The organism is Tautonia sp. JC769, from assembly GCF_040717455.1.
Lineage (GTDB): Bacteria > Planctomycetota > Planctomycetia > Isosphaerales > Isosphaeraceae > Tautonia.
In genome coordinates this window covers 161,312-185,858 of the sequence record NZ_JBFEFH010000006.1, presented here as the reverse complement: position 1 = coordinate 185,858, position 24,547 = coordinate 161,312, and the positions used below count along the sequence as shown (strand labels likewise).

Below are 24,547 nucleotides of genomic sequence, written 5' to 3'. Positions count from 1 at the left end.
GATTTCCCGGGTCGATCGCCCCGCGCGGGCGATCGGTGGGAATCGGGGCGAGGTCCGGATTGCCCGGAACCGCCGCAACGGAGTTCGGAGCGTTCCGGCCCGGGGCGGGGCGGCCGGAGGGTCGTTGCGTGACCCGGAACGACCGCGAGGGATGTCCGCCTTTTTCCCCACGATCGCCTCGCGAAGTCAGACTCCGAGGGAGGGTCAGGAGGGCCTTTGAATGTTCGTCTCATGCAGCACCCTCTGCTTTGCCGATCGGCCGCTGGAAGCGGCCTTGCGTCAGATGGCCGAGTTGGAGTTCAACAAGTTTGACCTGGCCCTGGTCGAGGGTGGCCCCCACCTGAGCCCCTCGGAGGTCTCTGCCGATCCCGAAGGCGCCTTGCATCGCCTCCGGAGGGGCCCGAGCCTCTCGCCCGCCGCCCTGGATCTCGAGTTCGGACCGCTGGACGCGGAGACGCTCCGGAAGCGGTTCGAGGCGATCTGCCGCTTCTCGAAGCTGCTGACCGTGGCCGTCCTGACGATCCCGGCGGCGCCGATCGGCACGCCGATCGACGCGGAGATCGAGCGGCTCTCGGGGCTGGCCCGGGTCGCGAACCGGGAGGGGCTGGTGCTCTCGGTCCGGACCCATCGCGACACGCTGACCTCGGACCCGGCCGCGGCGTTGAGGCTCTGCCAGTCGGTGACGGGGCTGGGGATCACCCTCGATCCGAGTCACTATGTGCTGGGGCCGCACGCCGGGAAGAACTACGACGACCTGTTCCCTTACGTCCAGAACCTCCACTTCAGGGATACGGGGAAGAACCCCGGGGAAGAGCAGGTCCGAGTGGGACAGGGGAAGGTCGATTACGCCCGGATCGTCACGATCCTCGACCGTCACGGCTACAATCGGTCGCTGACCGTGGCCCTGATCAACCACGGCGATTGCGCGTTCGATGTCGAGGTGGAGGTCAGGAAGATGAAGCTGCTGCTGGAAAGCCTGATTTGAACCACTCTCGCGCGTTGGCCGATCCGAATCGGGCGGGGCCGGTGGCCAGGCGGATCCCGGGAGGCTATAATCCCCTGCGCGACTCGGGTGGTGCGCTGCGAGATGGTCGACGGCCGCCCCGACCGTCGGCGATCGTCTTCCCGACCTTTTGAACTCCCCGACGCCGGCGAGCGACCGCTGGCAGGGCCGGCCGGAGTCGGGGAGATCGGGGGGCCCAGCCATGCTGTACGACCTCGTGGTCCTCGGGGGCGGTTCGGGGGGATTGAACGTCGCGGGGGCCGCGGCGGCCGTCGGCGCGAAGGTGGCGCTGATCGAGGCGAACCGGCTCGGGGGCGAGTGCACCTTCACGGCCTGCGTGCCGAGCAAGGCCCTGATCTGCGCCGCCGACCTGGCACGCCGCCTGAGCATGGCCGATCGGTATGGGATCACGGTCGGCGCCGTGGAGATCGACTTCGCCGCGGTGATGGACCGCGTGCGATCGGTGGTGAACTCGTTCGCCGTCTCGGACATCGAGGCGATGCAGAAGCGTGGGGTGGAGGTCGTCTACGGCCGGGGCCGGTTCGACGCGTACGACACGGTCGTGGTCGACGAGTCGCGGGCCATCCGCGGCAAGGCGTTCGTGATCGCCACCGGATCCCGCCCGGCGATGCCGCCGATCGAGGGGTTGGAGGCGGCCGGCCCGCTGACGAACGAGACGATCTGGGGCCTGACGGAGCGGCCGGAGTCGCTGGCGGTGATCGGCGCCGGGGCGGTGGGCCTGGAACTCGCCCAGGCGATGGCCCGGCTGGGGGTGGAGGTGACGATCCTCGAGTCGGCGCCCCGGATCCTGCCTCAGGAGGATCCGGAGGTGGGCCGTCGGCTCCGGGCGACCTTCGAGGCCGAAGGGATCAAGATCTTCGCGAATGTCGATATCTCGAATGTCGAGTGTCGGGACGAGGGCAAGGTGGTCCATTTCGCGGACCGGGCGACCGGCCACAGCTTCCAGGCGACCCGGTCGGCCTTGCTGGTCGCTGCGGGCCGCCGGGCGAACGTGGACCGGTTGAACCTGGCGGCGGTCGGGATCGACGCGGACGCCCGGGGAGTGATCCCGGTCAATGGGTCGCTCCAGACCTCTGCCCGGCAGATTTACGCCATCGGGGACGTAATCGGCCGGAACCAGTGGACGCACGCCGCCGAGCGGGAAGCCGCCGTGGTGTTCCAGAACGCCGTGCTCGGCCTGCCGAAACGCTACGACGACGCGGTGATGCCGCGGGCCACCTTCACCGACCCGGAAGTGGCGGCGGTGGGCCGGACGCATGGGTTCGAGGCTCCGGCGCGGGCCCGCATCCTCGAAGTCGAGTACGAGGAACTCGATCGGGCTCGGATCGAGGGGCGGACGCAGGGCTTCGCCAGGGTCGCCGTCACGCCATCGGGCAAGATCCTGGGCGCGACCATCCTGGGGGACAACGCCGCGCTCGTCTTGCAGGAATTCGTGGTGGCCATGGAGCAGGATCTGACGCTGAATCACCTGCTCAACACGATTCACCCGTATCCGACCCACGCCGGGCTCGTCCGGGCGTTGGCGACCCAGTTCGCCTCGACTCGCCTCGAAAATGGCCTGGCCCGGGCGGCCCTGCGACTGGTCTACGGCTACGAACCCCCGGCGACTCTGGCGGGATCAGGCCCGGAATCGTGAACACCGGCCGACGACCCTGAGACCGACGTTCTGAGAGCAGAGGTGCACCATGACGCGGCTGCTGCGAGTGGCGATGCTCGGCCTGATCCTCGGGCCGGTTGCTCGGGCGGGGTCGGATGAACCGCCGAACGTCGTGTTCATTCTGGTGGATGATCTCGGGGTGATGGACATCGAGCCGTATCATCCGGAGACCTTCTACGAGACGCCGAATCTGAGCCGATTGGCGGCCCGTTCCATGAGGTTCACCAGCGGTTACGCGGCCAATCCCGTCTGCAGCCCGACCCGATACAGCCTGCTGACGGGGAGGTATCCGAGCCGGGTCGGTGCGACCAACTGGTTCTCGGGGGTCCGGGAGGGGCGGTTCCGGCCGGCCCCGCTGAACGACGTGATGCCCCTGGAGGAGGTCACGCTGGCCGAGGCGCTGAAGGAGGCCGGCTATCGGACGGCCTTCCTGGGGAAATGGCACCTGGGGCCGACCGAGGAGTTCGGCCCCAGGGCGCAGGGGTTCGACGTGAATCTTGGGGGATTTCGCGTGGGATCGCCCCCGGGGGGCTACTTCTCGCCGTACGAGAATCCGTACCTCGACGACGGGCCCGACGGCGAATACCTGACGGATCGGCTCGCGGAGGAGGCGGCGAACCTGATCCGCGCGTTCAAGGACGATCGGTTCTTGATTTATCTCTCCTTTTATTCCGTCCATACCCCGCTCCAGGCCCCCGAGGACCGGGTCGAGGCGTATCGGGCGAAGGCGGCCGCCCTGGACGTGGGCGAGGCTGAGCGGTTCGCCTCGGAGGAGCAGGTCTGGCCGGATGCCGGCCCGCGCCGGGTCAGGGTGGTGCAGGATCACCCGACCTACGCGGCGATGGTGGAACGGATGGATCAGGCCGTGGGGACGGTCCTGGACCAGCTGGACGAGCTGGGACTGGTCGAGAATACCGTCGTCTGCTTCATGTCGGACAACGGCGGGCTCTCGACGTCGGAAGGCTCGCCGACCTCGAACCTCCCCTATCGGGGTGGGAAAGGGTGGCTCTACGAGGGGGGAATCCGAGAACCGTACCTGATTGCCTGGCCCCGGGTGACCGACTCGGGGGGGACGTGTGACGTGCCGGTGATGAGCATCGACTTCGCCCCGACGTTGCTCGAAATCGCCGGGGTGTCGCCGAGGCCGGGTCACCAACCGGACGGGGTCAGCCTGGTCCCCCTGCTCAGGGGAGAGGACGGGGCGATCGACCGCGATGCACTGTTCTGGCACTACCCGCATTATTCCAATCAGGGCGGGTTCCCGGGCGGGGCGATCCGGTCCGGGGCATACAAGCTGATCGAGCGATTCGAAGACGGGCGGACGCATCTGTATGATCTCTCCCAGGATCCCGGCGAGCGGCGGGATCTCGCGGCGGTTCAGCCGGAGCTGGCGGAGTCGCTGCGGGGCCGGTTGCACCGCTGGTATCGGGACGTGGGGGCGGAGTTCCTCCGGTCGCGAGAGGGCGGGCCGGAACCCTGGCGCCCGTGATTCGTCCCGAATCGATCGAGGGCCCGGGAATCCTCGTGATCTCGTCGAAGACTCCGCTGCCGAGAGACGGCCATCCTTTGCGTCGAGCGATTTCGTTGCCGAAGCGACCATCCGAGCGTGGTGAGGGGAGCGGATTGGAGTGGGCCTTGCCCCCGGTCCGCGCCTGGTTCGAAGGGACCTTCGGCACGCCGACCCGGGCGCAACGGGAGGGATGGCCGGCCATTGCTTCCGGCCAGCACGCCCTGATCTGTGCCCCCACCGGGACGGGGAAGACCCTGGCGGCGTTCCTGGCGGGGCTCGACCTGGCCTGGAGAGCCGCCTCGGATGAAGGGGTGAAGATTTTATATGTGTCGCCGTTGAAGGCGCTGAATGCCGACGTGGCCGTGAATCTGGAGGTGCCCCTCCTGGGGGTCGTGCGGGAGGCCGAGCGGATGGGGATGCCGCTGCGGCCGCTCAGCGTGGGGGTGCGAACCGGGGATACCCCTGCGGCCGAGCGGGCCGCTCAGCGGAAGCGTCCGCCCGACATCCTCATCACGACGCCCGAGTCGCTCCACCTGATCCTCGCGAGCCGGCAGCGGGAGACCCTCCGGGGCGTGACTCATGTGATCGTCGATGAGATCCACGAGTTGTGCTCCCGGAAGCGGGGCGTCAGCCTCGCGGTGTTGCTGGAACGGCTGTGCCTGCTCGCGGACCGGGACTGCGTCCGGATCGGGCTGTCGGCGACGGTCGATCCCAAAGCGGAGGTCGCGGCGTTCCTGGGGGGGTGGGAACCGTTGGGGGCGGATTCGAGGAGGGGGCAAGGCACGCCTCGGCCGGTCACGATCATCGACGCGGGGAGTGCTCCGGCGCTGGAACTGACGGTGCGCTCGGTCAACCGATCGGGCACGGGTGGTGGGCGCGACGACCTGGATGACCAGTTGCTCGAATCGATCGAACGGAATCGATCGACGTTGATCTTCGCGAACCATCGCGGCGAGGTCGAACGCCTGACCAGCCGGCTCAATGAACGACTGGCGAGGCGAGTGGTGGTTTCGGGGACTCCAGGGCGGGCGCCGGTCGTCCGGTCGCATCACGGGAGTCTGAGTCTCGATCAGCGGCGGGCCACGGAGGCAGGGCTCAAGGACGGCTCGCTCCGGGCCGTCGTGGCGACCGCTTCGCTGGAGCTGGGGATCGATGTGGGAACGATTGATCAGGTCTGTCAGATCGGCTCGCCCGGGAGCGTTGCGCGGGGACTCCAGCGCGTCGGCCGATCGGGCCACTCGATCACGGAGGTCAGTCGGGCCTGTCTCTTCGCCCGGACCGATTCGGAGCGCCTGGAGTTGGTGGCGCTTGCCGACGCCATGCGGGAAGGCCGAGTCGAGCCGCTTCGGATCCCGGGACGATGCCTCGATGTGCTCGCCCAGCAGATCCTCGCGTGCGTCGCGCTGGAGTCGTGGGAGATTCGGGCCCTTTATGAGTTCTTGAAGCGGGCACATCCTTATCGAGACCTCCCTTGGGACGAGTTCGAGGCGGTCGTGGCGATGCTGTCGGGGCGATCGCCTCGGATCGACGTGCGGGATCTCCGGGCCCGAATTCACTGGGATTGCGTGGCAGGACGCCTCGAGGCGTTGCCGGGGACGCGTCGCCTGGCCGTGCAAGGAGGGAACACGATCCCGGATTCCGGCCAGGTGCCGGTCGTGCTGGAGGGTGCGACTCGATTGGGGGAGCTGGACGAAGACTTCGTCATGGAACGTCGGGCGGGAGACGTGATCCAACTGGGGACGTCCAGTTGGGTGATCCGATCCATCGACAGCAGGCGGGTTCTGGTGGGCCCGGCGGAGGGGCGCTCGGCGATCGTGCCGTTCTGGAGGGGGGAGGGCCTGGGGCGATCCGGCCTGCTGGGGAACAGGCTCGGGGCGCTGCGGCGACAGATCGCAGGACTCAGGGATGATGATGCCTGCGGGGCATGGCTGGGCGATCACTTCCGGCTCGATCCCGGGTTTGCTCAACTCATCGTGAAGATCGTCCGGCGCCAGATTGAGTCGGTCGGCCATGTGCCCAGCGACCGCACGGTCCTGGTGGAGTCGTTCCTCGACGAGTCAAGGTGTCTCAACCTTCTGATCCAGACACCGCTCGGGCGTCGGTTTCACCTGGGGATCTCGCTCGTGGTCCAGGGGTGGTCGCGAGGGCGGTTCGGGACCGTCCCCGTCGGCAATGCGTCGGACGACGGGCTCCTGATGGTCTTCCCGGGGAGCGACATCGCCGGGGCGGATCTGTTCCGGGAGTTAATTGCAACCGACTGGAAGGCCCTCCTCATTCGGGAACTTTGGGACAGCCCCCTCTTCCAGGTGCGGTTTCGGCAAGTCCTGAACCGAGCCCTGCCGATGGCGGGGGCGGGCACGTCCGCGAGGGCCCCGCTCTGGTACCAACGGCATCGCGCGGAATCATTGTTTGAGACCGTGATTGAGGATCGTGAGCACCCGTTGATTCGGGAGACGCTCCGCGAATGCCTTGCGGAAGATCTGGGACTCGCGGAGCTTGAGGCCTTTTTCAGGGATCTGAGCGACGGGCTCGTCTCGGTCGAGACGGTGCCGATGGGGCACGACCTCTCACCGTTCGCGGCGGAACTGCTGCAACAGATGATGGGTCGGCCGCAGGCCCGGCGACCTCTTCGGCGTCGGAGACGGTCCTGGAATGAGCAGCCCCCTGAGACCGATCCCCCCCCCCCGCTGAGTCCCGGGCCGATTGATCGCGAGGCCGTCGACCGGTTGGAATCGCGGCTCCGAGGCAGGGCCACTCCTCCTCGGACGGCGGGAGAGATGGCGGAATTCCTCCGGTTTTGCGGCGATCTCGACGAGTCTGAACTTGCGCCATCGGTGATGCCCCTGCTGGAGGAACTGCGTGACCGGGGGAAGGCGCTTCGCATCGAGATCGCCGGGGCGTCGCCCCCCTCGCGTTGGATCGCGACCGAGTCACTGGCTCGCTACGAGGCGGCGTTCGAGGTCGATTGCGCGGGTTCGAGGGTTGAGGCCCTGGACGATCGTGAACGGCCGCAACGTCCAGGCGATGAGGCTCTCATCGGGGTTGTCCAGTCCTGGATCCGGTCGCATGCCGTGGTTGCGATCGAAGCGCTTGCGGCCCGGTATGGCGTGTCGATCTCCCGGGCCCGGCAGATCATCGCTCGGCTCGAGCGGTCGGGGGAGCTGGTCTCCTTGCCGGGTTCGGGGGATGCACAGTCCGGACAATGGGCGGAGCGGCGGAACCTGGAGGATCTCCAGCGGTTGACCCTCGCCCTGCGGCGGAAGGAATCGGTCTGCGTCGATCCGGAGGCATTCGCGGATGCCCTGGTGCGTCACCATGCCCTGGATCAATCGATGCCGAGGGGTGGGGGGCACGAGTCGCAGGGACCATTGCTGCAGCGACTGGCCTGTTTCCCGGCGCCCTTGGATTTCTGGGAGGTCGACGTCCTCCAGCGGAGGATGAACCTCTCGAACCCGGGCCTGCTCGACCAGTTTCTGAGGACGGAGCAATGGTCGTGGCGTTGCGTGGATGAACCGGGGAATGATCGCGAAATTGCGCTTGTGCCTCCCGGTTTCGCCGGCCCCTGGGCCGCGGGAGAACATGGCCCCCGCTCCTCGGACGCGGAGCTGGTGCTGTCGATGCTGAGCGGGGCGGGGAGCGTCGAGACGGACGACCTCCTCGCCCAGTGTCAACTGGACGCAGGTCGAGGGGGCGCAGCGCTGGAGGAACTTTGGAAGCAGGGCGTGATTGGAGGAGACCACCTCGATCCGGTCCGAGGAGCATTGCGGAAGAGCCCTACCGCGGTGTCGAGGGCGCAAGGGACTCGGCCCGCTCGACGGTCGAGGCGGGATCGCGAGGCCGTCGGAGCGGGGCGCTGGGAGTCCTCCGGCGTGAAGTGGGTGGCGTACAGCACCCCGGGGGCCGGATCCGAGGGGGGCGAGGGGGCGGGGATCGATCGCTGGGTCTCGTTGCTCCTCAATCGCTACGGGGTGGTCTGCAAGGAGACGGCGAGGCTCGATCGCTGGGCCCCTCCCTGGTCGCTGCTGAGGGCCGCGCTGGATCTGGCCGAGTTGCGGGGCGAGGTGCGGCGGGGCTACTTCGTGGCGGGGCTCTCGGGGGTCCAGTTCGCCTCGGAATCGTTCGCGGGGTTGCTGCGGGCGTCTTCTCGCCAGGAGGCTCGAAGCTCGACCCCGGTCCTGGTCTCGGCGATGGATCCGGCGAACCTGTACGGGCCGGGGGCCCCCTTCCCGTTCCCCGATCAGGGGGGAAAAGGGATTCGCTTCGCCCGATCGCGGTCGAATCATCTCGTGCTCATGAAGGGAAGGCCGTTGATCGTCTCGGAGCATTATGCGAGGAGGCTTACGGTCTTGCCCTGGGCGGACGAAGGCGCGATCGCCGAGGGGGCGGGCCTGTTATGCCGATTGGCCGGGCCGGGGAGGCGCGTGCTCCAGGTCCTGGAGATCAATGGGCACCCGGCGATGACGAGCCCGTTCGCGGAGCATTTCCGGCGCGTCGGGTTCGTCAGGAACCCGCCCGGCCTGGCATTTTACGCGGGGTGGTCAGACGGTCCGTTCGCATGATAGGCTTCCAGGGCGGCGAGCACCGAAGGACGACCGTTTCTCGAGGCCAGGGCGAGGTCCGGTGATGATTGATCAACAGTCGGCGCACTCGACCGATCCCGATCGGCCCTATGACTGCCTGATCATCAGCGATCTGCACCTGGGGAGCGACGTCTGCCAGGCCAGGCTGCTCGAAGAATTCCTGGAGTGGGCCGCCGAGCATACCCGAGAGCTGGTCATCAACGGCGACATCTTCGACGACCTGAATTTCAAGCGGCTGAGCAAGCGGCATTTCGCGTGCCTGAGGAGCATCCGTCGGCACTCGGATCGGGAGGATCTGCGGCTGACCTGGATTCGGGGGAACCACGACGGCGCGGCGGATGTCATCAGTCACCTGGTGGGGGTGGATTTCCTCGACGAGTACGTGTTCGACAACGGAACGCTCCGCTTGCTGATCCTCCACGGCGACCAGTTCGATCATTTCATCACGAAGTACAAATGGATGACCTCGGTCGCGTGCGGGATGTTCTACCTGATCCAGAAGTGGGTGCCGCATCGGGCGGCCCGGTGGATTCGCCGCATCTCGAAGCGGTTCCAGCGCAATAGTGAAGTGGTGCGGGATGGGGCCGTGGAGTATGCCCGGGCCCGGTCATGTGATCATGTCACCTGCGGCCACACCCATGCCCCCCTCGAACAGGACGTGGACGGGATTCGCTACGTGAACAGCGGGACCTGGACCGAGCATCCCCCCTGCCCCTTCGTCGCGGTCGTGGGGGGCCGCATGTGGCTGGAATCGTGGCCGATGAGTGAACCCGGGGCGGCGGGCGACGAGCGGGATCGGACGAGTCGCGCGGCGACGTCGGGGGCGGGCAACCGCTGACGTGAGGTCTCCGGCGGACACGGGGGCGGAATCCGGGATTGCGTCGCCTCGTTCGCCCATTCTACGATACAGCTAACGCGACGTTCTGCCGGCGGGGAGCGAGGCTTGCGCGGCGTCCCTCCCGGTGTTCCTGGAATTGCGAGCCTCGGTGCGGAGGCGGAGGACAGCGTGTCGAGCGATCAGACCCGGGTGGAAAAGGACTCGATGGGGAGCATGGAGGTTCCCGGCGACGCCTACTACGGGGCTCAGACCCGTCGGGCCGAGCTGAACTTCCCGATCAGCGGGCTGCGGATGCCCCGCGCGATGATCCGCTCGCTCGGGCTGATCAAGAAGGCGGCCGCCCAGGTCAACCGGGATCTCGGCCTCCTCGACCCGAAGCTGGCCGATGCGATCGCCTCGGCCGCCGACGCGGTGGCCTCCGGCCTCCACGACGACCAGTTCGTCGTCGATGTCTTCCAGACGGGGAGCGGCACCTCGTCGAACATGAATACCAACGAGGTCATCGCGGGGGTCGCCAACGAGGCCCTGACCGGCAAGCGAGGGGGCAAGAGCCCCGTCCATCCCAACGACCACGTGAATTACGGCCAGTCGTCCAACGACGTGTTCCCGACGGCCATTCACCTGGCGGCGCTGGAGGGGATCGAGCGTCACCTGATCCCGTCGATGGCCGAGCTGGGCCGCCGGCTGAGGCTCAAGGCCGAGGAGCTGGACGGCGTGGTCAAGATCGGCCGGACTCACCTGCAGGACGCGGTGCCGATTCGCCTGGGGCAGGAGATCTCCGGCTTCGCCGCGCAGGTCGACCACTCTATCCGCCGCCTCTCGGCGGTCCGCGAGGCGCTCGGTGAGCTGGCGATCGGGGGGACCGCCGTCGGGACCGGCCTGAACACGCACGAGGAATTCCCGCAGCGGATGGCGGCGAAGCTGTCGGAGGAACTCGGGCTCTCGTTCCGACCGGCGGCGAACCACTTCGAGGCGATGACCAACAAGGACGCGGCCGTCGAGGCATCGGCGGCCTGCAAGACGGTCGCGATCAGCCTCTCGAACATGGCGAACCAGATCCGATGGCTCGCGTCGGGCCCGCGGTGCGGGATCGGCGAGTTGCAGATTCCGGAGCTGCAGCCGGGCAGCTCGATCATGCCGGGGAAGGTCAATCCGGTGATCCCCGAGGCCGTGATGATGGTCTCGGCCCAGGTGGTCGGCAACGACGCGACGATCGGTTGGGCCAACGCGCTCGGCTCGAATTTCGAGCTGAACGTGATGATGCCGGTTCTGGCGTACAACTTGCTCCAATCCATTTCGCTGCTGGCCGGCGCGGCCAACGTGCTGGCGAGCCGTTGCGTGCAGGTCGATGCCGAGGTGGTCGTCTTCGGGGAGGTGCGGGGCCTGCAGGCGAATGTCGAGCGATGCAACGCCCTGATCGAGCAGAGCCTGGCCATGTGCACGGCCCTGGCCCCTCGGATCGGCTACGACGCGGCCGCGGCGGTGGCCAAGGTGGCGTCGAAGACCGGCCGCAATGTCCGGGACGTGGTGAACGACCTCGTCGGGAAGCCGGCGTCGGAGTACGAGTCGATCCTGGGGGTCGCCGCCTCGCCGGCGGCGCAATCGATGGGGCCCTTGCGGCAGGACGAGGTGGATCAGCTGCTCGACCCGATGCGGCAGACGCACCGGGGGACGGGCGGTTGACCGGACCCGTCACCGATTTCGGATTCCTTCCTTCCGCCTGATGAGGCCCGCGGGGTAAGCACGATGGATCAGGCCGACCGAATCGATCGCACACAAGACGATCTCGATGAGCGGTCGGCCGATCCGGCGCCGATCATCATCGTGCAGCGGGGGCGGGCGACCTGGGGGCGAGAGCTGCTGTTGCTCCTGCTCCTGCTGGGCACGGCAGGCTATATCGCCTACGAGCAGTATCGCGGGCCGTCGATCATCGTCCGATCCACGCCGAGGCTCGAGGCCCGGGTCGTGGATTCGGTCGCGGTCGCGCCCGTCTCCTCGGGCGAGGTGGTGCTCCGCGGTTCGGACGGCCTCGGACGGGACGATCGATCGCTGAACGAAGCGGGGGTCCCGAACACCGCCGGGGATTCCGAATCCGGCGAGGGTTCGACGGCCGAGTCGTCCGGTGTGAGGGATCGGCCCGAAGGCACAGAGGTCGGAGGAGGAGAGGCGCCTCGGTCGGAGCCAGCCGACGAGGATTCGACCGCTGTCGAGGTGGCCGGGGGTGATCGGGATCGAGACGCGATCGGACGCCCGGTGAACGACCCGTTCGGATTCCCGGCGGTCGGTGCCGGTGCCGATCGTTCGATTCCGGACGCGGACGAAGGGCCCCGACGGGCCAGCGCCGTGATCATCTGGGACCAGGACCGGCGCGATGGTCCCGAGTTCGCGCCGCGAGCGAACGAGGCTCGACCCGACGATCGGCCGAGGCGAATTCCGGACGAGGCCGAACGATCGGAGGAGCGGCCGGCCGAGCGGACGATCGCGATCCAGACCCTGGCTCAGCGTCGGCACTTCTTGCAATGCCTCGCACTGGCGATCCGGCAGTATGGTCGGCAGGCGGGGCCGCACATCGAGGGCTTGAGCCGGGATTATCGCATCCCGTTGCCGTTCGAGGTCGTTCAACTGGAGCAACGGCTCGGGGCGAACGTGTTCCTCGCCGCCGGCGGCGATCTCGAGCAGACGATCACGGCGCTGAGACGCCTGGGAGCCCCTGAGAGTTATCTGCTCGATCAGTTGACCGAGCAAATGACCCGAGCCATCGGCGCCCGGCACGGCCCTCGAAACGCGATGGAGGCCCGGGTGTTCGCGGCTCGCAAGCTGCTGGGGATCCCCTTGCCATCCGGGTTGGAGCGACAGGAGGGTTCATCGCCCGCGACCGGCGGGTGAGGGCATCGGGTCCTGTCGAAGCGGCGGCGTGGCCTCGCCATCAAGGCGTGGCGAATTGAGCCGCGTGTCGGCGTGGTACCCACCGGGCCTCGATCCAGTCGACGAGATCGCGGGCGTAGCGCCCGGGTTCGGGCTCGAACTCCAGCGTGTGATGAGCGTCCGGGTATTCGATCACCGTCTTGTCGGCGCTTGCGAGCCGTTGCACATAGTCCCGGGTCCGGTCGTTGTTGACGATCCGGTCGTGCTCGGCGAGCATGAGGAGGCAGGGTTGCTCGACGCGAGAGGGGGCGCGGCGGGCTTTCCGATCGAGGAACGTGCTGGCGGCGAGCAGCCCCGCGGTGGCCGTCCGGAGGCTCAGGGGATCGTTCGCGATGAAGCGCTGGGCGTCGGGGTTGGCCGTGAACAGGGCGGGGTCGGCCAACGGGATGGGGAAATGGGCCTTGCGATTGATGAAGAAGGCCGCGGCGATCCGGAGCCGCTCCGATCGCGAGACGCCCACGCGGGGCTCGAGCCCCGGGCAGATCAAGGCGATGCCGTCGATCAGGCCCGGCTGGCGAGCGGCCGCGGTCACGACCAGCTTCCCTCCCCAGCTGATGCCACCGAGGATGACCGGCAGCTCGGGGCGATCGTCGCGGACGGCCCGGCAGATCTCGATGACATCCTCGATCAGGCGGCCGGACGAGGGGCAATGCCCGCGTTCCTCCTGATTGGATCCCGAACCGCGACGATCGGGGAAGTGGGCCTCGATCCCAGCCTCGGCCAGGAATCGACCGAGGCCGTGATACCAACCGGCGTGGCTCTGGACGCCGTGAAGGATGACACACGATGCGCGGGGATCGGTCTCCGGACTCCAGCGGGTGACGTGGATCGAATACCCGTCGCTGGTCCGAATCTGGTGCGTGGTCGGCTCAATCATGGTGAGAGTTCTCGTCGGGCAACCGTCATGCGTTCGAGGGGAGCGTCCTGCACGGTCACCCCCAGGCCGGGGCCGGGGAGGGGCTGAGCCCGGCCCCCGTAACGGAACGTGATGTCAGGGGCGGTGAGGTTCTCGGCCAGGACATGGCGGTCGTACGACCCTTCCAGGTACCGGAGCCCGAGGAGGTTCGACGCCAGGTGACGCCCCGCCGCGGAAAGGATGCCCGACTCGCCGGGATGGCAGCCGAGCTGCACGCCAAGGCCATGCTGGAAGGCCAGGTCGATCAGGCGCAGGGTGGGAGCGATGCCGCCGCACTTCGAGAGCCGGACATTGAACAGGTCGGCCAGCCCGGCGTCGATCGCCCGGACGCCATCGGGCGCCCCGCAGAGGGATTCGTCGAGCATGACCGGAATCCCGAGCCGGCCTCGAAGGTCGGCCAGTCGTTCCACGTCGCGATGGGGGACCGGCTGTTCCAGCACGCTGGGCTTCGAGTCGAGCAGCGGAGCGACCCGCTCCGGCAGTTCATCGGCCGACCAGGCCTCGTTGGCATCGATGCGGAGATCGGTCCTGTTCCCGAGGATCGTGCGAATCTGTCGGAGGCGGGTCGGGTCGTCCTGACCCGAGACACCGACCTTGACCTTCACCTGATGGAAGCCATAGATCCTCATCTTCCAGGCGGAGATGCGTTCCTTCCGGGCCCCTTCGGCGGTGATGGCCCCGCTGTAACGGACCGGGCCCGGGCGATCGCGCAGGTACGGTCGGCCGGCGATCAGGTGTCGGATCGCGTCGGAGAGCGATCGCCCGAATCGACGCCCGAAGGCGTCGAGCAGGGCAAGCTCGACCGCGCACCGGGCGGCGTTGCCGAACATGCCGCGCGGGTCGTCCTCGATGCTGGGCAGGCGAATCGAGGCAATCCGGTCGACCGCGGATTCGAACGAAGCCGGGGCCCCGACCTGCCGGGCGAGATCGACCGATTCGAGCGCATCGAGGGCCGTTTCGATCGTCTCGCCCGTGACATAAGAACGGGGGACGCCCTCTCCGAATCCGACCGTGCCGTCGTCGAGCGTGACCCGGACGATCAGGCTCTCGCTCTCGGTTCGCTGGTGGGAAGCATGCTTGATCGCTTTCTTCAACGGAAGAGCAACATGAAATCCTTCGATGCGAACCAGGCCCATCGACGTCTCCCGGTCGTGTCTCGCTGGGTGTCCGACCCTGAAGTTTACACTGAGAAACGGGCCGGGGCACATTGACAGGGAGAATTGGGGCGAGATTTCCGAAAAGGGGTTTTCTGGCGGTTGGCCGGCTTCGGGATGTCGGGGGTTGATCAGGATTCGAGCGGGCCGAGGCCGCTCGATTACAGGAAGAACATCGAGACGCCCACCCCGGCGAGGAGCAGACCTCCCGCCGCCCCAAGGCAGCGCTCGAGGATGGCAGACCCTCGAACGCGATGGGTCAGGCTGCGGAACCACCCGGCACAGAGGGCCACCCCGAGGAGGGTTGCGGAGGCCCCCAGGCTGAACGCGAGGAGCAGGGCGACGCCCAGGAGCGATTTCCCGGCGACCCAGGCCATCGCGAGCAGCAACACGGCGTCCCAGCAGGGGATGGCGCCGATGGCAAGGCCGGTCAGGATCGCCTCCCGGGCAGACGGGATCGACGTTCCGGGGGCGTCGCCGGGGCGTGGCAAGCCGGTGAGCATGGTGCCGACGCGCCAGCTCCCCAGGATGGCCAGGACGAGGCCGATCGCTCGAGTCAAAGGGGCGTCGAGCCTTCCCAGCTCCGAGGGCAGGACCAGGACCGCGGTCACCGCCAGGAGGACCGCGAGGACAAGGTGTGCCCCTGCCGCCGAGCCTGCCAGGAGCAAGCCGTGACGGATCGGGTGATCGCCCTGGAGCGAGGCACCGACCACGACCGTCTTCCCATGGCCGGGTTGCACGGTGTGAGCCGCTCCCAGGAGGACCGCGGCGAGGAGCAGCAAGGGACGCGCGGAGTCGGAGGACTCCCAGAAGAGCCGGGTGAGCCGATGCGGCTCGGCACTCGCCTTGTCCGGGCGATCAGTGCCCTTCCCGAGGGGATCGGCGGGAGCGTCCGGCGTCTCCGAGGGTGCTGACGCGAGGCGTGCGTCCGGAGTGGCGAGGCGCTGATAGTCGACCGTGACTTCTCGCGTCTGCTGCTCCTCCTCGTCGGAAAGCAGGAAGAGGGGAACTTCCTCGACCTCGTCGAGTTCGGCCGGCCCGTCGTAACCCTCGACACGGGTCGTTGCCGCATGGCGGAGGGCGAGTCGGCTGATCCCGTACGAGGAGGAGTAGTTCGAGTCGAGGAGGTGCAGCGTCCCCTGCTCGGGAATCGCGGCCCGGAAAACAAAACGCAGGAGGACGTGATCCTCGAACGCGACGATCACGTCGTCGACGGCCCAGGGAAGCTCGGAACCATCGACGCGGGCCAGCAGGCCCCGGGCATTGAGGGGGGCGATGATGCGCGCATAGCCTTCGACCCGGTCGATCGGCGCATTCCCGACCTGCTCCGGGGCCAGGCGCTTCAGGTCCTGGTAGAGGGTCCACTCGGTCTGGCTGACCTCGTAAACGACCCTGAGCACGGGAGGTTCCAGGACGACCTGGATCGATCGATCGACGCGCTCGTTCGGGATGTCGTGCGCCCGGGCGGCCTGGGCGGCCAGGATCAGCAGGATCGAGGCCACGAGGGCACGCGACCGGCCGCATCGCGGATGCCCGCGATTATCCCGCGGCGCCCGGCTGGTCGGCCTGATAGAATTTTTCCATCGCTCGGGTGACGACATAGATGACGACATTCCGGCTCACCGGCTTGGCCAGGACACAGAAGGCGTGAGCGGACAGGGCCTTGCGCAACAGGTTGTCGTCCTGATCGGCCGAGATGAGGATCATGGGCAGGACCCCCTTGATCTGCCGGATCAACTCCATCGTTTCCAGGCCGCTGAGCCGAGGCAGGTGCATGTCCATCAGGGCCAGGTGGACCACCTCGTCACGCGCGATGTCGACCGCCTGCTCGCCGGTCTCCGCCAGGAGCGTCCGGTAGCCGGCAGGCTCGAAGATCTCGCGGAGCGACTCCCGGGTCTCGGAGTCGTCGTCCGTGATCAGGATCGAGAAAGGAGAATCGCCAGGCACGGGACGTGTCTCACCCAACAGGCGTCAGATCCGTTGTGAGGTCACTCTCGGTGACGGCAAATTGTAGACCGGAGCTGAATTCAAGTCGAGAATTGTCCGAGGGTCAGTCGTAACTCGCTGCTGGTTGATGAGTTCTGGTTCGGGTCATTTACGAGGACGATGTGCCCGCCGCCGATTCGGCTCGTGGGCGAGTGCCAGTTTGGCAGGCGGAGCGATGGGGGGCCTGCAACGGTCGCGACAGTCGATCAGTCCGTCTGCCCGGTTGCGAGGCGATCGATCGGCAGGCTGAGCGACCGACCGAACCGGACGGCCGGGTCGAACGCATCCGGCGTATTCAGCTCGTCGAGCTCCGTCTGGATGTCCTGGAAGTGGTAGCGTTCCAGGAGTTCACCGTCGGCAGCCGTCGCCTGGAGCAGCATCGGGAGGCTGGTGTCCTGATTCACGACCAGTCTCCAGAATTCCCCTTCGGGGGTCTCGCGGAGGACTTCAAGGCACGTGGCCTCGAAATCGTCGGGGACGTGAGGCCCCTCCAGCGTGAAGTTCCCGAGGGACGGATCGCCCGATCGGACCCGAGCGACCTGTTCCTTCGTCTGGGTGAGGATGTGCAGCAGGCCCGCCTCCGTGATGGGATGGCGGCTGTTGCTCAGGGCGATCGGACTGGTCGGTTCGAGCTGCATCGGGGGGACCGGGATCAAGGTTTTCCCGAGCTTGATGTGCATCATTCCGTTGCATTCCGTCTCGGAGTAGAGCACCTCTCGCCCGCGATTCGGCCCATCGGGCCATTCCAGGCGGACGGCGAACGGCTCGGTTCGCACGCTGAGCACCACCTGCTCCGCGGGCTGGAGGGCGTTGCGGACGCGCTCCTGGCGGTCGAGCGTGACCCGGTAGTTCTGAATGCTGGTCAGGCGAGCGATCCCCTGATCCATGAGCGCGTCGATCGCATCCAGGTCGTCCGGAGGCTCGGGGGTCGACTCCGCCGGCGGTGCGGACGCCAGGGTCGGGGGCGGCTGTTCGCCGGAGGTTCGAGCGTCGGGGGGCAGCGCCCGGTCGGCCAGAGGGGCTTCCGGCTCGAACGGGATGGGAACCGCATCCGGCACGGGATCCGGAGCGGGCGCGGGAAACGGGACGGCCCCAAGCTCGGGGGTCGATCGAGGCCCGGGGGCAGGAATGCCATCGGAGGCGGTGGGGGGAGGCGCAAGGCTCAGTCGGTCGGCGTAGGGATCGGACGGGGGCATGGCCTGAGCGAACGACGGGCCGTGGTCGTGCGCGGGTGCCAGCCGGTTCTCGCCGAACCGAGGGCTTGCGTTCTTCTGGAAGGGAGCGCAGCCGGAAACCATGATCAGGAGGACCGCCGCGAGGTCACGAAGCGGCGTGCCATGGCGAGAGGACCGACCCAAGTGCTGACCCGATGTCATCCCTTTGGCCTCCGAGCCGGGAGCTGGTGACATCCGTGTCCGCGTGCCGAGGCCGAAGCCCGGCGTCACGGTGTTCGGGACGAGTGCGAGCGCATCCGATCGCGTCGAGGGGAGCGGTCAGGCCGCTCCGAAGTGCTTGGGCTCTTGATCGAAGGTGAAGGTGGAGATCACCTTCAGATCCGAGAGCAAGCAGGGTTGTTTATACTGCTCAAGCGTCCCGCCGGTCGAGGCCAATCGGCGTGCCCGGAAATCGGTCCAGGAGCCGGCCACGATCCGTCGCACCTGGACGGGGCCGAGGCGTTGGGTCTCTCGCTTGTTCTCATACTCGACATTGTGTCGGCAGAGCTCTCGGTCGACCCGATCGGCGAGCGTCCGGAGGTCGACGTGTCCGGGCAAATCGTCCGACTCGACGAGCAAGGAATAGCACGGCGGGTCGCCCCAGGTGGGCAGCACGATGTACGAGCCGAGGGTCAGGCCGAGGTCGGCCTGGACCGTCTTCAACGCGGCGACGACCTGGAATTCCGACAGCTTCTCGCCCGTCATGCTGGAGATGTGCGAGCCCTTGTTGAGGAAGGTGAGCAAGGGGGCACGGCCCTCGAATCCGACGCACTGCACGAGGTCGCGGATCTGGTAGCGGTAGAGCCCGCCGGCCGTCGTGAGCAGGATGAAATAACGGCGACCTTCCACGAGATCGGCGGCCCCGAGGGTCTCGGGCTGGTCGTCGTCCTCGGCGTCTTCGGGGATGAACTCGAAGTAGTGGTGCTGGTAGTCGAGGATGCCGGCGGGAGAGTGGTCCTCGACGGGGATCGTCATGCGTCCTTCGGACGCGATCAGGCCGGGGTCGCGGATCGGGGCCTCGCCGAAGACGTCGCCGAACTGCTTCAGGTAGGCCCCCATCGTGCCGCCGGTCCAGTTGGCAACCAGTTGCAGGTCGGTCCAGTAGTCCTTGGGGAGCAACCGCCCGGTCCGGTTGACGACCTCTTCCAGGCGACGGGCCGTGCGAGGGCGGCGGAACCGGGTCCGCAGGCGGAGGCTCTTGCGGACATCGTCCGGAATCTCCCACTTGGGATCGATCCGGCCGTCGTGGAGATCTCGGATCAGGGTTTCTTTCTCGCGATCGCCGAGCCGGGCGATGCCGAGCAGCGTGCTGGGATTGGCGGCGATGATCGCACCGAGATTCCGGGCGACCGACAGTCGCAGGGCGACATAGTACTTCGCCTCGACCTGCTTGATCCGGGAGGCGGCCGGTGGCATGCAGTAATTCAGCCGGACGAGCGGGTGCTGCATGGCGGCCGTCAGGCCGGTAATCGCGCCGCACGGGATCCCGGCGGAGGTGGACGTCTCCCTCCAGTCGCTCGCCAGTTGGAGGATGGGCCGCATGCCGTCGCGGAGCATCCCCTCGTGGGCGTCGAAGGCTAGGATGCCCCAGATCTTCCAGCCATCGCGATAGGCGTTCAACGACTCTCGGGTGACGGGGATCGTCTTCGGACGGGCGGTGGTCCCGGAGGTCATGGCGAACATCATGACGTCGGTGTTGGGACCGAAAAGGGCGGAGGTCTGCCCTTCCCGCACGCGGGCCAGGTAGGGTTCCATCCCCTCGTAATCACGGATGGGGACGCGCTTCCGGTAATCCTCGGGCGATTGGATCGAGGCGAAGCCATGCTCGCGGCCGAAATCGCTCTGGGCATGGCGCCGGGTGAGCGAGAGCAGCCGATCGCGCTGGACCTCATCGGCCCGGGCAGTCGACCGGAGGAATTCCCGGGCGAGCCGTCGGGCCCCCTCGGCCATGGGGGCGCCCGCCCACCGGCGAATCACATGGAACATCGGGCTCTGGCTCGACAAGGAAGGGAGAATCGTGCCAAGGCCGGATCATGAATTGTGTCAATGAACCCGGCATCCCTGCGTCACGCATGAGACGCCAGGGGGACGAATCTGTCAACCCGAGACGGCCGATCGGTGGGCCGCGGACAGCGAGACTTCGAGGAGGAAGGGGTCGATGGCCTGGCCATCAAGCCCCGAGACCCCGACGTGGGCCGTGTGCGAGCGGGGTGCTGCATTCCGAAAGAAGGTCGAGACCCGGTCGCGATACTCGTCGGGCGAGATTTCCCGGCAGCGATTGTGCTTGGCACCGGGGACGAGCCAGAGTTCCTTCGGCTCTCGGGCCGCGTCGAACAGGCCCCGGGCGATGGAGGGGCCGATATAGGCGTCGCGCTGGCCGTGGATCATGAAGAGGGGACGCGGCGTCAGCCGGGCCGTCGCCCGTTCGATGTCCGGGAAGACGCGGCGCAACCGCCACTGGGAACGGAGGCGGCCGACCCATCCCACGAAGGCGAACATCGAGATCGGCATGTAACGCCAGACGAACCACCTGCCGACGTAGATTTCCGCCCAGCGGAGGATATAGGCCAGCATCGTCCCCCGGGTGGGGAAGGCGCCATCGGTGGCGACGGCCCAGACATCGCGGGAATCGGCGGCCACGCAGAGGGCGGTCCCCCCGCCCCGACTGACGCCGAACAGGGAGAATCCGGCCGGGTCGCGATCGGGTCGGGTACGCAGGTAGTTCAGGGCCGCCTGCAGGTCACGGACTTCCCGGCCGCAGACCCACTGGAAGGGTTCATAACCTTCTTCGGTGTCGCTGTTTCCGTGATTGCGGAAGTCGAAGGTGAAGAGGTCGAATCCCTCGTCTCGGAGGTAATCGGCGTAGGCGAGGGCGCTCCAGCGATTGCCGAGGAACTCGTGGCAGAAGACGACGACGCCCAGCCGATCCGAGGTTCGGGCCCGGAAATAGCTTCCGACGAGCTCCAGGCCGTCGCTCGTGGGGAAGGTGACATCCTCCGCCTCGGGCAGGGGGTCGACGCGGAGGGGGAAGAAGACCGGGCGTTCCTCGAAGATCCGGCTCACGTAAGGGGTGTACCGGACCAGGATGTAGACGACGAACGTCAGCATCCCGACCAGGGGCATCGTGACGAGGAGCAGAACAACCTGGGTGCTGGACACGTGGTGATCACTCCGGACAGACGAGCGTCGTCAAGCCGAGCCGAGCCGACGCGATACGGGCGTCGGGCAACGGGTCCATCGATACGCCAATGAACGGGGATTAGTCGCGATAACGCCCGAGGATCAAGGCAATGTTTTGTCCGCCGAAACCGAAGCTGTTCGAGAGCGCGAGGTCGACCGTGAGGGGACGAGCGGCGCCCGGGATGTAGTCGAGGTCGCAGTCGGGGCTGGGGTGGTCGAGGTTCGCGGTCGGCGGGACCACGCCGTCACGGATCGCCAGCAGGCAGATGATCGCCTCGACGCTCCCGGTGGCGGCGATCAGGTGGCCCATCATGCTCTTGGTGCTGGAGATCGGGACGCTGTAGGCCCGATCTCCCAGCGATCGCTTGATAGCGAGCGTCTCGATGCGATCGTTGACCTCGGTGCTGGTCCCGTGGGCATTGATGTAGTCTATCTGCTCGGGGGCGATGCCGGCGTCTCGAATCGCCTCGTTCATGCAGGTGATCGCGCCCCGGCCTTCGTCATGGCTGTCGGTCAGGCGGAAGGCATCGGCGGTGGATCCGTAACCGAGGAGTTCCCCGTAGATCCGGGCCCCGCGACGCGTGGCGTGACCGAGCTCCTCGAGCATGAGCATACCGGCGCCTTCGCCGATGATGAAGCCGTCGCGGTCGCGGTCGAAGGGGCGGCTGGCATGCTGGGGGTCGTCGTTCCGGGTCGAGAGTGCGGTCAGCAGGTTGAACCCGGTCACCCCGAACGGGTGGATCATGCTGTGGGTGCCGCCGGAGAGCATCACGTCGGCGTCGCCGTAGCGGATGAGCTCGACGGCCTCACCGATGGCCTGGGCGCTGGCCGCGCATGCGGTGAGGCAGCTGGCGTTCGGGCCTCGGGCGTCGAGATAGCCGGCCACGTGAGCGGACGCGGTCCCCGGCTCCTGCTCGGCCTCGTGGATCGGGTGCAGGCGGTCCAGGCCCTGCCGGACGAAGGACGCCGTGTTCACCCGATTGGTGTCCTTGCTGGCCCGGTGGACGAGGTCGACGAATCGGGGGAAGTCTTGCTGCCCCTCCCCTGCCCCGAGGTACACGCCGAAGGTCGCGGGATCGGGCCGCGAGTCACGGGCGTATCCCGCGTCGTCGAAGGCCATCTTGGCGGCCGCGAGCGCGAACTGGGTGTTGCGGGAGAACTCGCGATACCGTTCCGAGTCGGGGAGATAATCGTTCAGGCGGAAGTCCTTGACCTCCGCCGCGATCTGGGTCGGGAACGTCCCGGCGTCGAACAGCGTGATCCGATCGACCCCGCTCCGACCTGCCAGCAGGGCCTTCCAGGTCGATTCCAGGTCGGCCCCGACGGGGGTAACCATTCCCATCCCGGTAACGACGACGCGACGTCGCATAAGTGAATCCTCGGGCAACGCGGCCGATGGCGCCCAGATTGCTTGGTGGAAGTGCTCAGGAGGAAACCGAATCAACGGGGCCGACCCGGACGGCGAGGGCGGCGACTTGCCCGTAACGGTTCAAATTCAGGTTGACGAACACGGGATTCTCCGTCGGACGGGGATCGCCGCAAACCACGTCGATCTCGCACCGGGGATCCGGATCGTCGCAATTCAAGGTGGCCGGGATCAGGCCCGCCTGGGCCCCGAGCAGGCTGGAGATCAGTTCGATCGATCCGCAGCCGCTCGCCGTGTTCCCGGTGTATCCCTTCAGGCCCGTGATCGGCACGGAACGCCCGAAGACGCGATTGTACGCGCGGGCTTCCGCAAGGTCGGAGTCGACGGTCCCCCAGCCGTGGGCGTTGACGTGCCCGACCTGCTCGGGAGCCAGCCGGGCATCGCGGAGGACGCCTCGGACCGCCAGTTCGGTCCCCCGGCCCTCGGGGTCGATCCCGTAGGTCGGGGACGCGTCGCAGGCGGAGGCGAAGCCGAGCAGCTCGCCGTAGATGGTCGCCCCGCGCCGTCGGGCGTGCTCCAGCTCCTCGATGACGAGGATGCCGGCCCCCTCGCCGGGGACGACGCCGCATCGGCGGGAATCGAACGGCCGGCAGGCGGCCGAGGGTTCCCCTTCCCAGGTGCAGTTGACCTTGGTGAGCTTCATGCGGATGAAGCTGAGCGGGTGGATCTTGGAGTCGGCCCCCCCGGTGATCATCACGTCGGCCTGGCCGCGTTGGATGATGCGGAAGGCCTCCCCGATCGCGGCGTTGGAGGCGGCCTCACCCTGGGTGATGGTGTTGCTCGGCCCCCGGCAGTCGTTCAGGATCGAGATGTGGCACGCGAGCATGTTCGGCAGATACTTGAGCATCCAGAGCGGCTCAATCTCGGGGATGCCGTCGCGCCCGTAGACCTCGAAGTCGAACGAGCCGTCGGCCCGGGTGGCGAGATTGATGGCCGGTGCCAGCTCGTCCAGGTCGGTCGAGATCATGCCGGCGCCCAGGTCGATGCCGATCCGATCCGGCTCGACCTGCCCCTCGACGAGCTTACCATCGACCACGGCCAGCTCGGCGGCGGCGACGGCGAGCTGGATGTCGCGGGCCATGTACTTCAGATTCTTCTGCAGGGCCTTGCGATGCTTGTCGATCGCGAGCGATTTCGGGTGGAAGTTGATGACTTCACCCGCGGCGGCGCACGGAAGGCCATCGATTTCGAAGGAACTCAACCGGTTCACACCGCCGCGTCCCTCGCGCAGCGCCGACCAGTTGGCCTCGAGGCCGATGCCGAGCGGGGAGATCAGCCCCAACCCGGTGATCACGACGCGGCGTTTTGGAACGACGACCATGTGCAAGACCTGAAACGGGGCGTGGTGACTCGTTGGGGAAACATCAAGTGTGCGCTTCCCGATCAACCGAAAAGGGGACGAAGAACGTGGTGAACTCGCCAGCGTGTCACTCAGTCACGCTGACCAGCGAGATTCTGACTGGATTCCGACGAGGAGATCTCTGGGCTGTCGCCGGGAGCGTCGGCCGATTCCTCCGGAGGGGGGAGCTGACGGGCACGATCCTGGGCCTTGGCCAGATCCAGCACGCCGAGGAGTTGCTGGGTGAAGACGAAATTCTTCGGGCCGAAGATCTGGTTGGATCGCGATTGGTCGAGATGGGCGAAGACGATCTCGACGTCGGCGAGAAGCTGTCCGTCGAGGAACGCCTTGGCATCGACGACGGCTCCCTCGCTCCGGAGATCGGCGAGGGTGACCTCATAGATCAACTGGTCACCCGCGCAGGCGACGCCGTGGAATTCGGCCCGGGGGATCTTGGCCAGGACCACTTTCTCGGCGAAGCCCTTGGCCTCTCCGACCAGGATCCCCCCGGTCTGTGCCAGTCCCTCGATGATCAGCGAGGCGGGCATCACCGGATATCCGGGGAGGTGATCATGCAGGTGTTCCTCGGCCAGAGTGAGGTTCTTGATCGCCTTGGCGAACTCACCACTCCGGAACTCAAGGAACTTGTCGATCCAGATCCATCTCATGGCGGGACCGCAGGGGGGTAGAGCGACAGCCCGGCCCGGGACGACGAGGGGCCCAGTCTGCCGCGGAGACGGCTCGAACGAGTCTCGGGCCCCGACTTCGGGGCCCGGTGATGCCAGTCAAACCCGGTCG

The 24,547-nt window shown here is 67.3% G+C and carries 17 protein-coding genes; 7 read left to right on the top strand and 10 right to left on the bottom strand.

Going from position 1 to position 24,547, the window contains the following annotated elements:
* Positions 1-220 precede the first annotated feature (220 nt).
* From AB1L88_RS08810 to AB1L88_RS08780, 7 genes are all read left to right on the top strand, one after another.
* Positions 221-985: a sugar phosphate isomerase/epimerase gene (locus tag AB1L88_RS08810; protein ID WP_367096275.1), complete on the top strand. Its 765-nt coding sequence runs from the start codon at positions 221-223 to the stop codon at positions 983-985.
* A gap of 220 nt (positions 986-1,205) precedes the next feature.
* Entirely contained in the window at positions 1,206-2,660 is a 1,455-nt protein-coding gene (locus AB1L88_RS08805; RefSeq protein ID WP_367096274.1) for an FAD-dependent oxidoreductase, read from the top strand.
* 49 nt (positions 2,661-2,709) lie between these two features.
* The gene (locus AB1L88_RS08800; RefSeq protein ID WP_367096273.1) at positions 2,710-4,170 is read left to right on the top strand and encodes a sulfatase; all 1,461 of its coding nucleotides are present in this window, start codon (positions 2,710-2,712) and stop codon (positions 4,168-4,170) included.
* A 95-nt stretch (positions 4,171-4,265) separates the two neighbouring features.
* The gene (locus tag AB1L88_RS08795) at positions 4,266-8,750 is read left to right on the top strand and encodes a DEAD/DEAH box helicase (RefSeq protein ID WP_367096272.1); all 4,485 of its coding nucleotides are present in this window, start codon (positions 4,266-4,268) and stop codon (positions 8,748-8,750) included.
* Between the two features lie 64 nt (positions 8,751-8,814).
* The gene (locus tag AB1L88_RS08790; protein WP_367096271.1) at positions 8,815-9,609 is read left to right on the top strand and encodes a UDP-2,3-diacylglucosamine diphosphatase; all 795 of its coding nucleotides are present in this window, start codon (positions 8,815-8,817) and stop codon (positions 9,607-9,609) included.
* Positions 9,610-9,777: 168 nt separating this feature from the next.
* Positions 9,778-11,292 (top strand): class II fumarate hydratase, encoded by a 1,515-nt coding sequence (locus AB1L88_RS08785; RefSeq protein ID WP_367096270.1) that lies wholly within the window; start codon positions 9,778-9,780, stop codon positions 11,290-11,292.
* 63 nt (positions 11,293-11,355) lie between these two features.
* Complete coding sequence (locus tag AB1L88_RS08780; RefSeq protein ID WP_367096269.1) at positions 11,356-12,495, top strand: hypothetical protein; 1,140 nt, start codon at positions 11,356-11,358, stop codon at positions 12,493-12,495.
* 40 nt (positions 12,496-12,535) lie between these two features.
* On the opposite strand, the gene AB1L88_RS08775 is transcribed toward AB1L88_RS08780, so the two are convergent.
* The 10 genes from AB1L88_RS08775 to AB1L88_RS08730 all read right to left on the bottom strand — a co-directional run bounded on the left by AB1L88_RS08775 (position 12,536) and on the right by AB1L88_RS08730 (position 24,417).
* Entirely contained in the window at positions 12,536-13,411 is an 876-nt protein-coding gene (locus AB1L88_RS08775) for an alpha/beta fold hydrolase (RefSeq protein WP_367096268.1), read from the bottom strand.
* Entirely contained in the window at positions 13,408-14,586 is a 1,179-nt protein-coding gene (locus tag AB1L88_RS08770) for a dipeptide epimerase (protein WP_367096267.1), read from the bottom strand. The genes AB1L88_RS08775 and AB1L88_RS08770 overlap by 4 nt, the downstream gene beginning before the upstream one ends.
* Before the next feature lie 179 nt (positions 14,587-14,765).
* A complete protein-coding gene (locus AB1L88_RS08765; RefSeq protein ID WP_367096266.1) occupies positions 14,766-16,106 on the bottom strand; it encodes a hypothetical protein in 1,341 nt (446 codons plus the stop codon).
* A 37-nt stretch (positions 16,107-16,143) separates the two neighbouring features.
* Entirely contained in the window at positions 16,144-16,551 is a 408-nt protein-coding gene (locus AB1L88_RS08760) for a response regulator (RefSeq protein ID WP_367096265.1), read from the bottom strand.
* A gap of 245 nt (positions 16,552-16,796) precedes the next feature.
* Positions 16,797-17,648 carry a DUF1571 domain-containing protein gene (locus AB1L88_RS08755; RefSeq protein WP_367096264.1) on the bottom strand — a complete coding sequence of 284 codons (852 nt, stop codon included), beginning with the start codon at positions 17,646-17,648 and terminating at the stop codon, positions 16,797-16,799.
* Between the two features lie 435 nt (positions 17,649-18,083).
* Positions 18,084-19,790 carry a GH3 auxin-responsive promoter family protein gene (locus tag AB1L88_RS08750; RefSeq protein WP_367096263.1) on the bottom strand — a complete coding sequence of 569 codons (1,707 nt, stop codon included), beginning with the start codon at positions 19,788-19,790 and terminating at the stop codon, positions 18,084-18,086.
* Between the two features lie 111 nt (positions 19,791-19,901).
* The gene (locus tag AB1L88_RS08745; RefSeq protein WP_367096262.1) at positions 19,902-20,963 is read right to left on the bottom strand and encodes an alpha/beta fold hydrolase; all 1,062 of its coding nucleotides are present in this window, start codon (positions 20,961-20,963) and stop codon (positions 19,902-19,904) included.
* 100 nt (positions 20,964-21,063) lie between these two features.
* Complete coding sequence (fabF, locus tag AB1L88_RS08740) at positions 21,064-22,353, bottom strand: beta-ketoacyl-ACP synthase II (RefSeq protein ID WP_367096261.1); 1,290 nt, start codon at positions 22,351-22,353, stop codon at positions 21,064-21,066.
* Positions 22,354-22,408: 55 nt separating this feature from the next.
* Positions 22,409-23,731: a beta-ketoacyl-[acyl-carrier-protein] synthase family protein gene (locus tag AB1L88_RS08735; protein ID WP_367096260.1), complete on the bottom strand. Its 1,323-nt coding sequence runs from the start codon at positions 23,729-23,731 to the stop codon at positions 22,409-22,411.
* Positions 23,732-23,841: 110 nt separating this feature from the next.
* The gene (locus AB1L88_RS08730) at positions 23,842-24,417 is read right to left on the bottom strand and encodes a 3-hydroxyacyl-ACP dehydratase FabZ family protein (RefSeq protein ID WP_367096259.1); all 576 of its coding nucleotides are present in this window, start codon (positions 24,415-24,417) and stop codon (positions 23,842-23,844) included.
* Positions 24,418-24,547 lie beyond the last annotated feature (130 nt).

Bases quoted from the DNA above. Each gene is read 5' to 3' on its own strand.
- AB1L88_RS08810 (WP_367096275.1), top strand. From the start codon at position 221: ATGTTCGTCTCATGCAGCACCCTCTGCTTTGCCGATCGGCCGCTGGAA.
- AB1L88_RS08805 (WP_367096274.1), top strand. From the start codon at position 1,206: ATGCTGTACGACCTCGTGGTCCTCGGGGGCGGTTCGGGGGGATTGAAC.
- AB1L88_RS08800 (WP_367096273.1), top strand. From the start codon at position 2,710: ATGACGCGGCTGCTGCGAGTGGCGATGCTCGGCCTGATCCTCGGGCCG.
- AB1L88_RS08790 (WP_367096271.1), top strand. From the start codon at position 8,815: ATGATTGATCAACAGTCGGCGCACTCGACCGATCCCGATCGGCCCTAT.
- AB1L88_RS08780 (WP_367096269.1), top strand. From the start codon at position 11,356: ATGGATCAGGCCGACCGAATCGATCGCACACAAGACGATCTCGATGAG.
- AB1L88_RS08775 (WP_367096268.1), bottom strand. From the start codon at position 13,411: ATGATTGAGCCGACCACGCACCAGATTCGGACCAGCGACGGGTATTCG.
- AB1L88_RS08770 (WP_367096267.1), bottom strand. From the start codon at position 14,586: ATGGGCCTGGTTCGCATCGAAGGATTTCATGTTGCTCTTCCGTTGAAG.
- AB1L88_RS08750 (WP_367096263.1), bottom strand. From the start codon at position 19,790: ATGTTCCATGTGATTCGCCGGTGGGCGGGCGCCCCCATGGCCGAGGGG.
- fabF (WP_367096261.1), bottom strand. From the start codon at position 22,353: ATGCGACGTCGCGTCGTCGTTACCGGGATGGGAATGGTTACCCCCGTC.
- AB1L88_RS08735 (WP_367096260.1), bottom strand. From the start codon at position 23,731: ATGGTCGTCGTTCCAAAACGCCGCGTCGTGATCACCGGGTTGGGGCTG.
- AB1L88_RS08730 (WP_367096259.1), bottom strand. From the start codon at position 24,417: ATGAGATGGATCTGGATCGACAAGTTCCTTGAGTTCCGGAGTGGTGAG.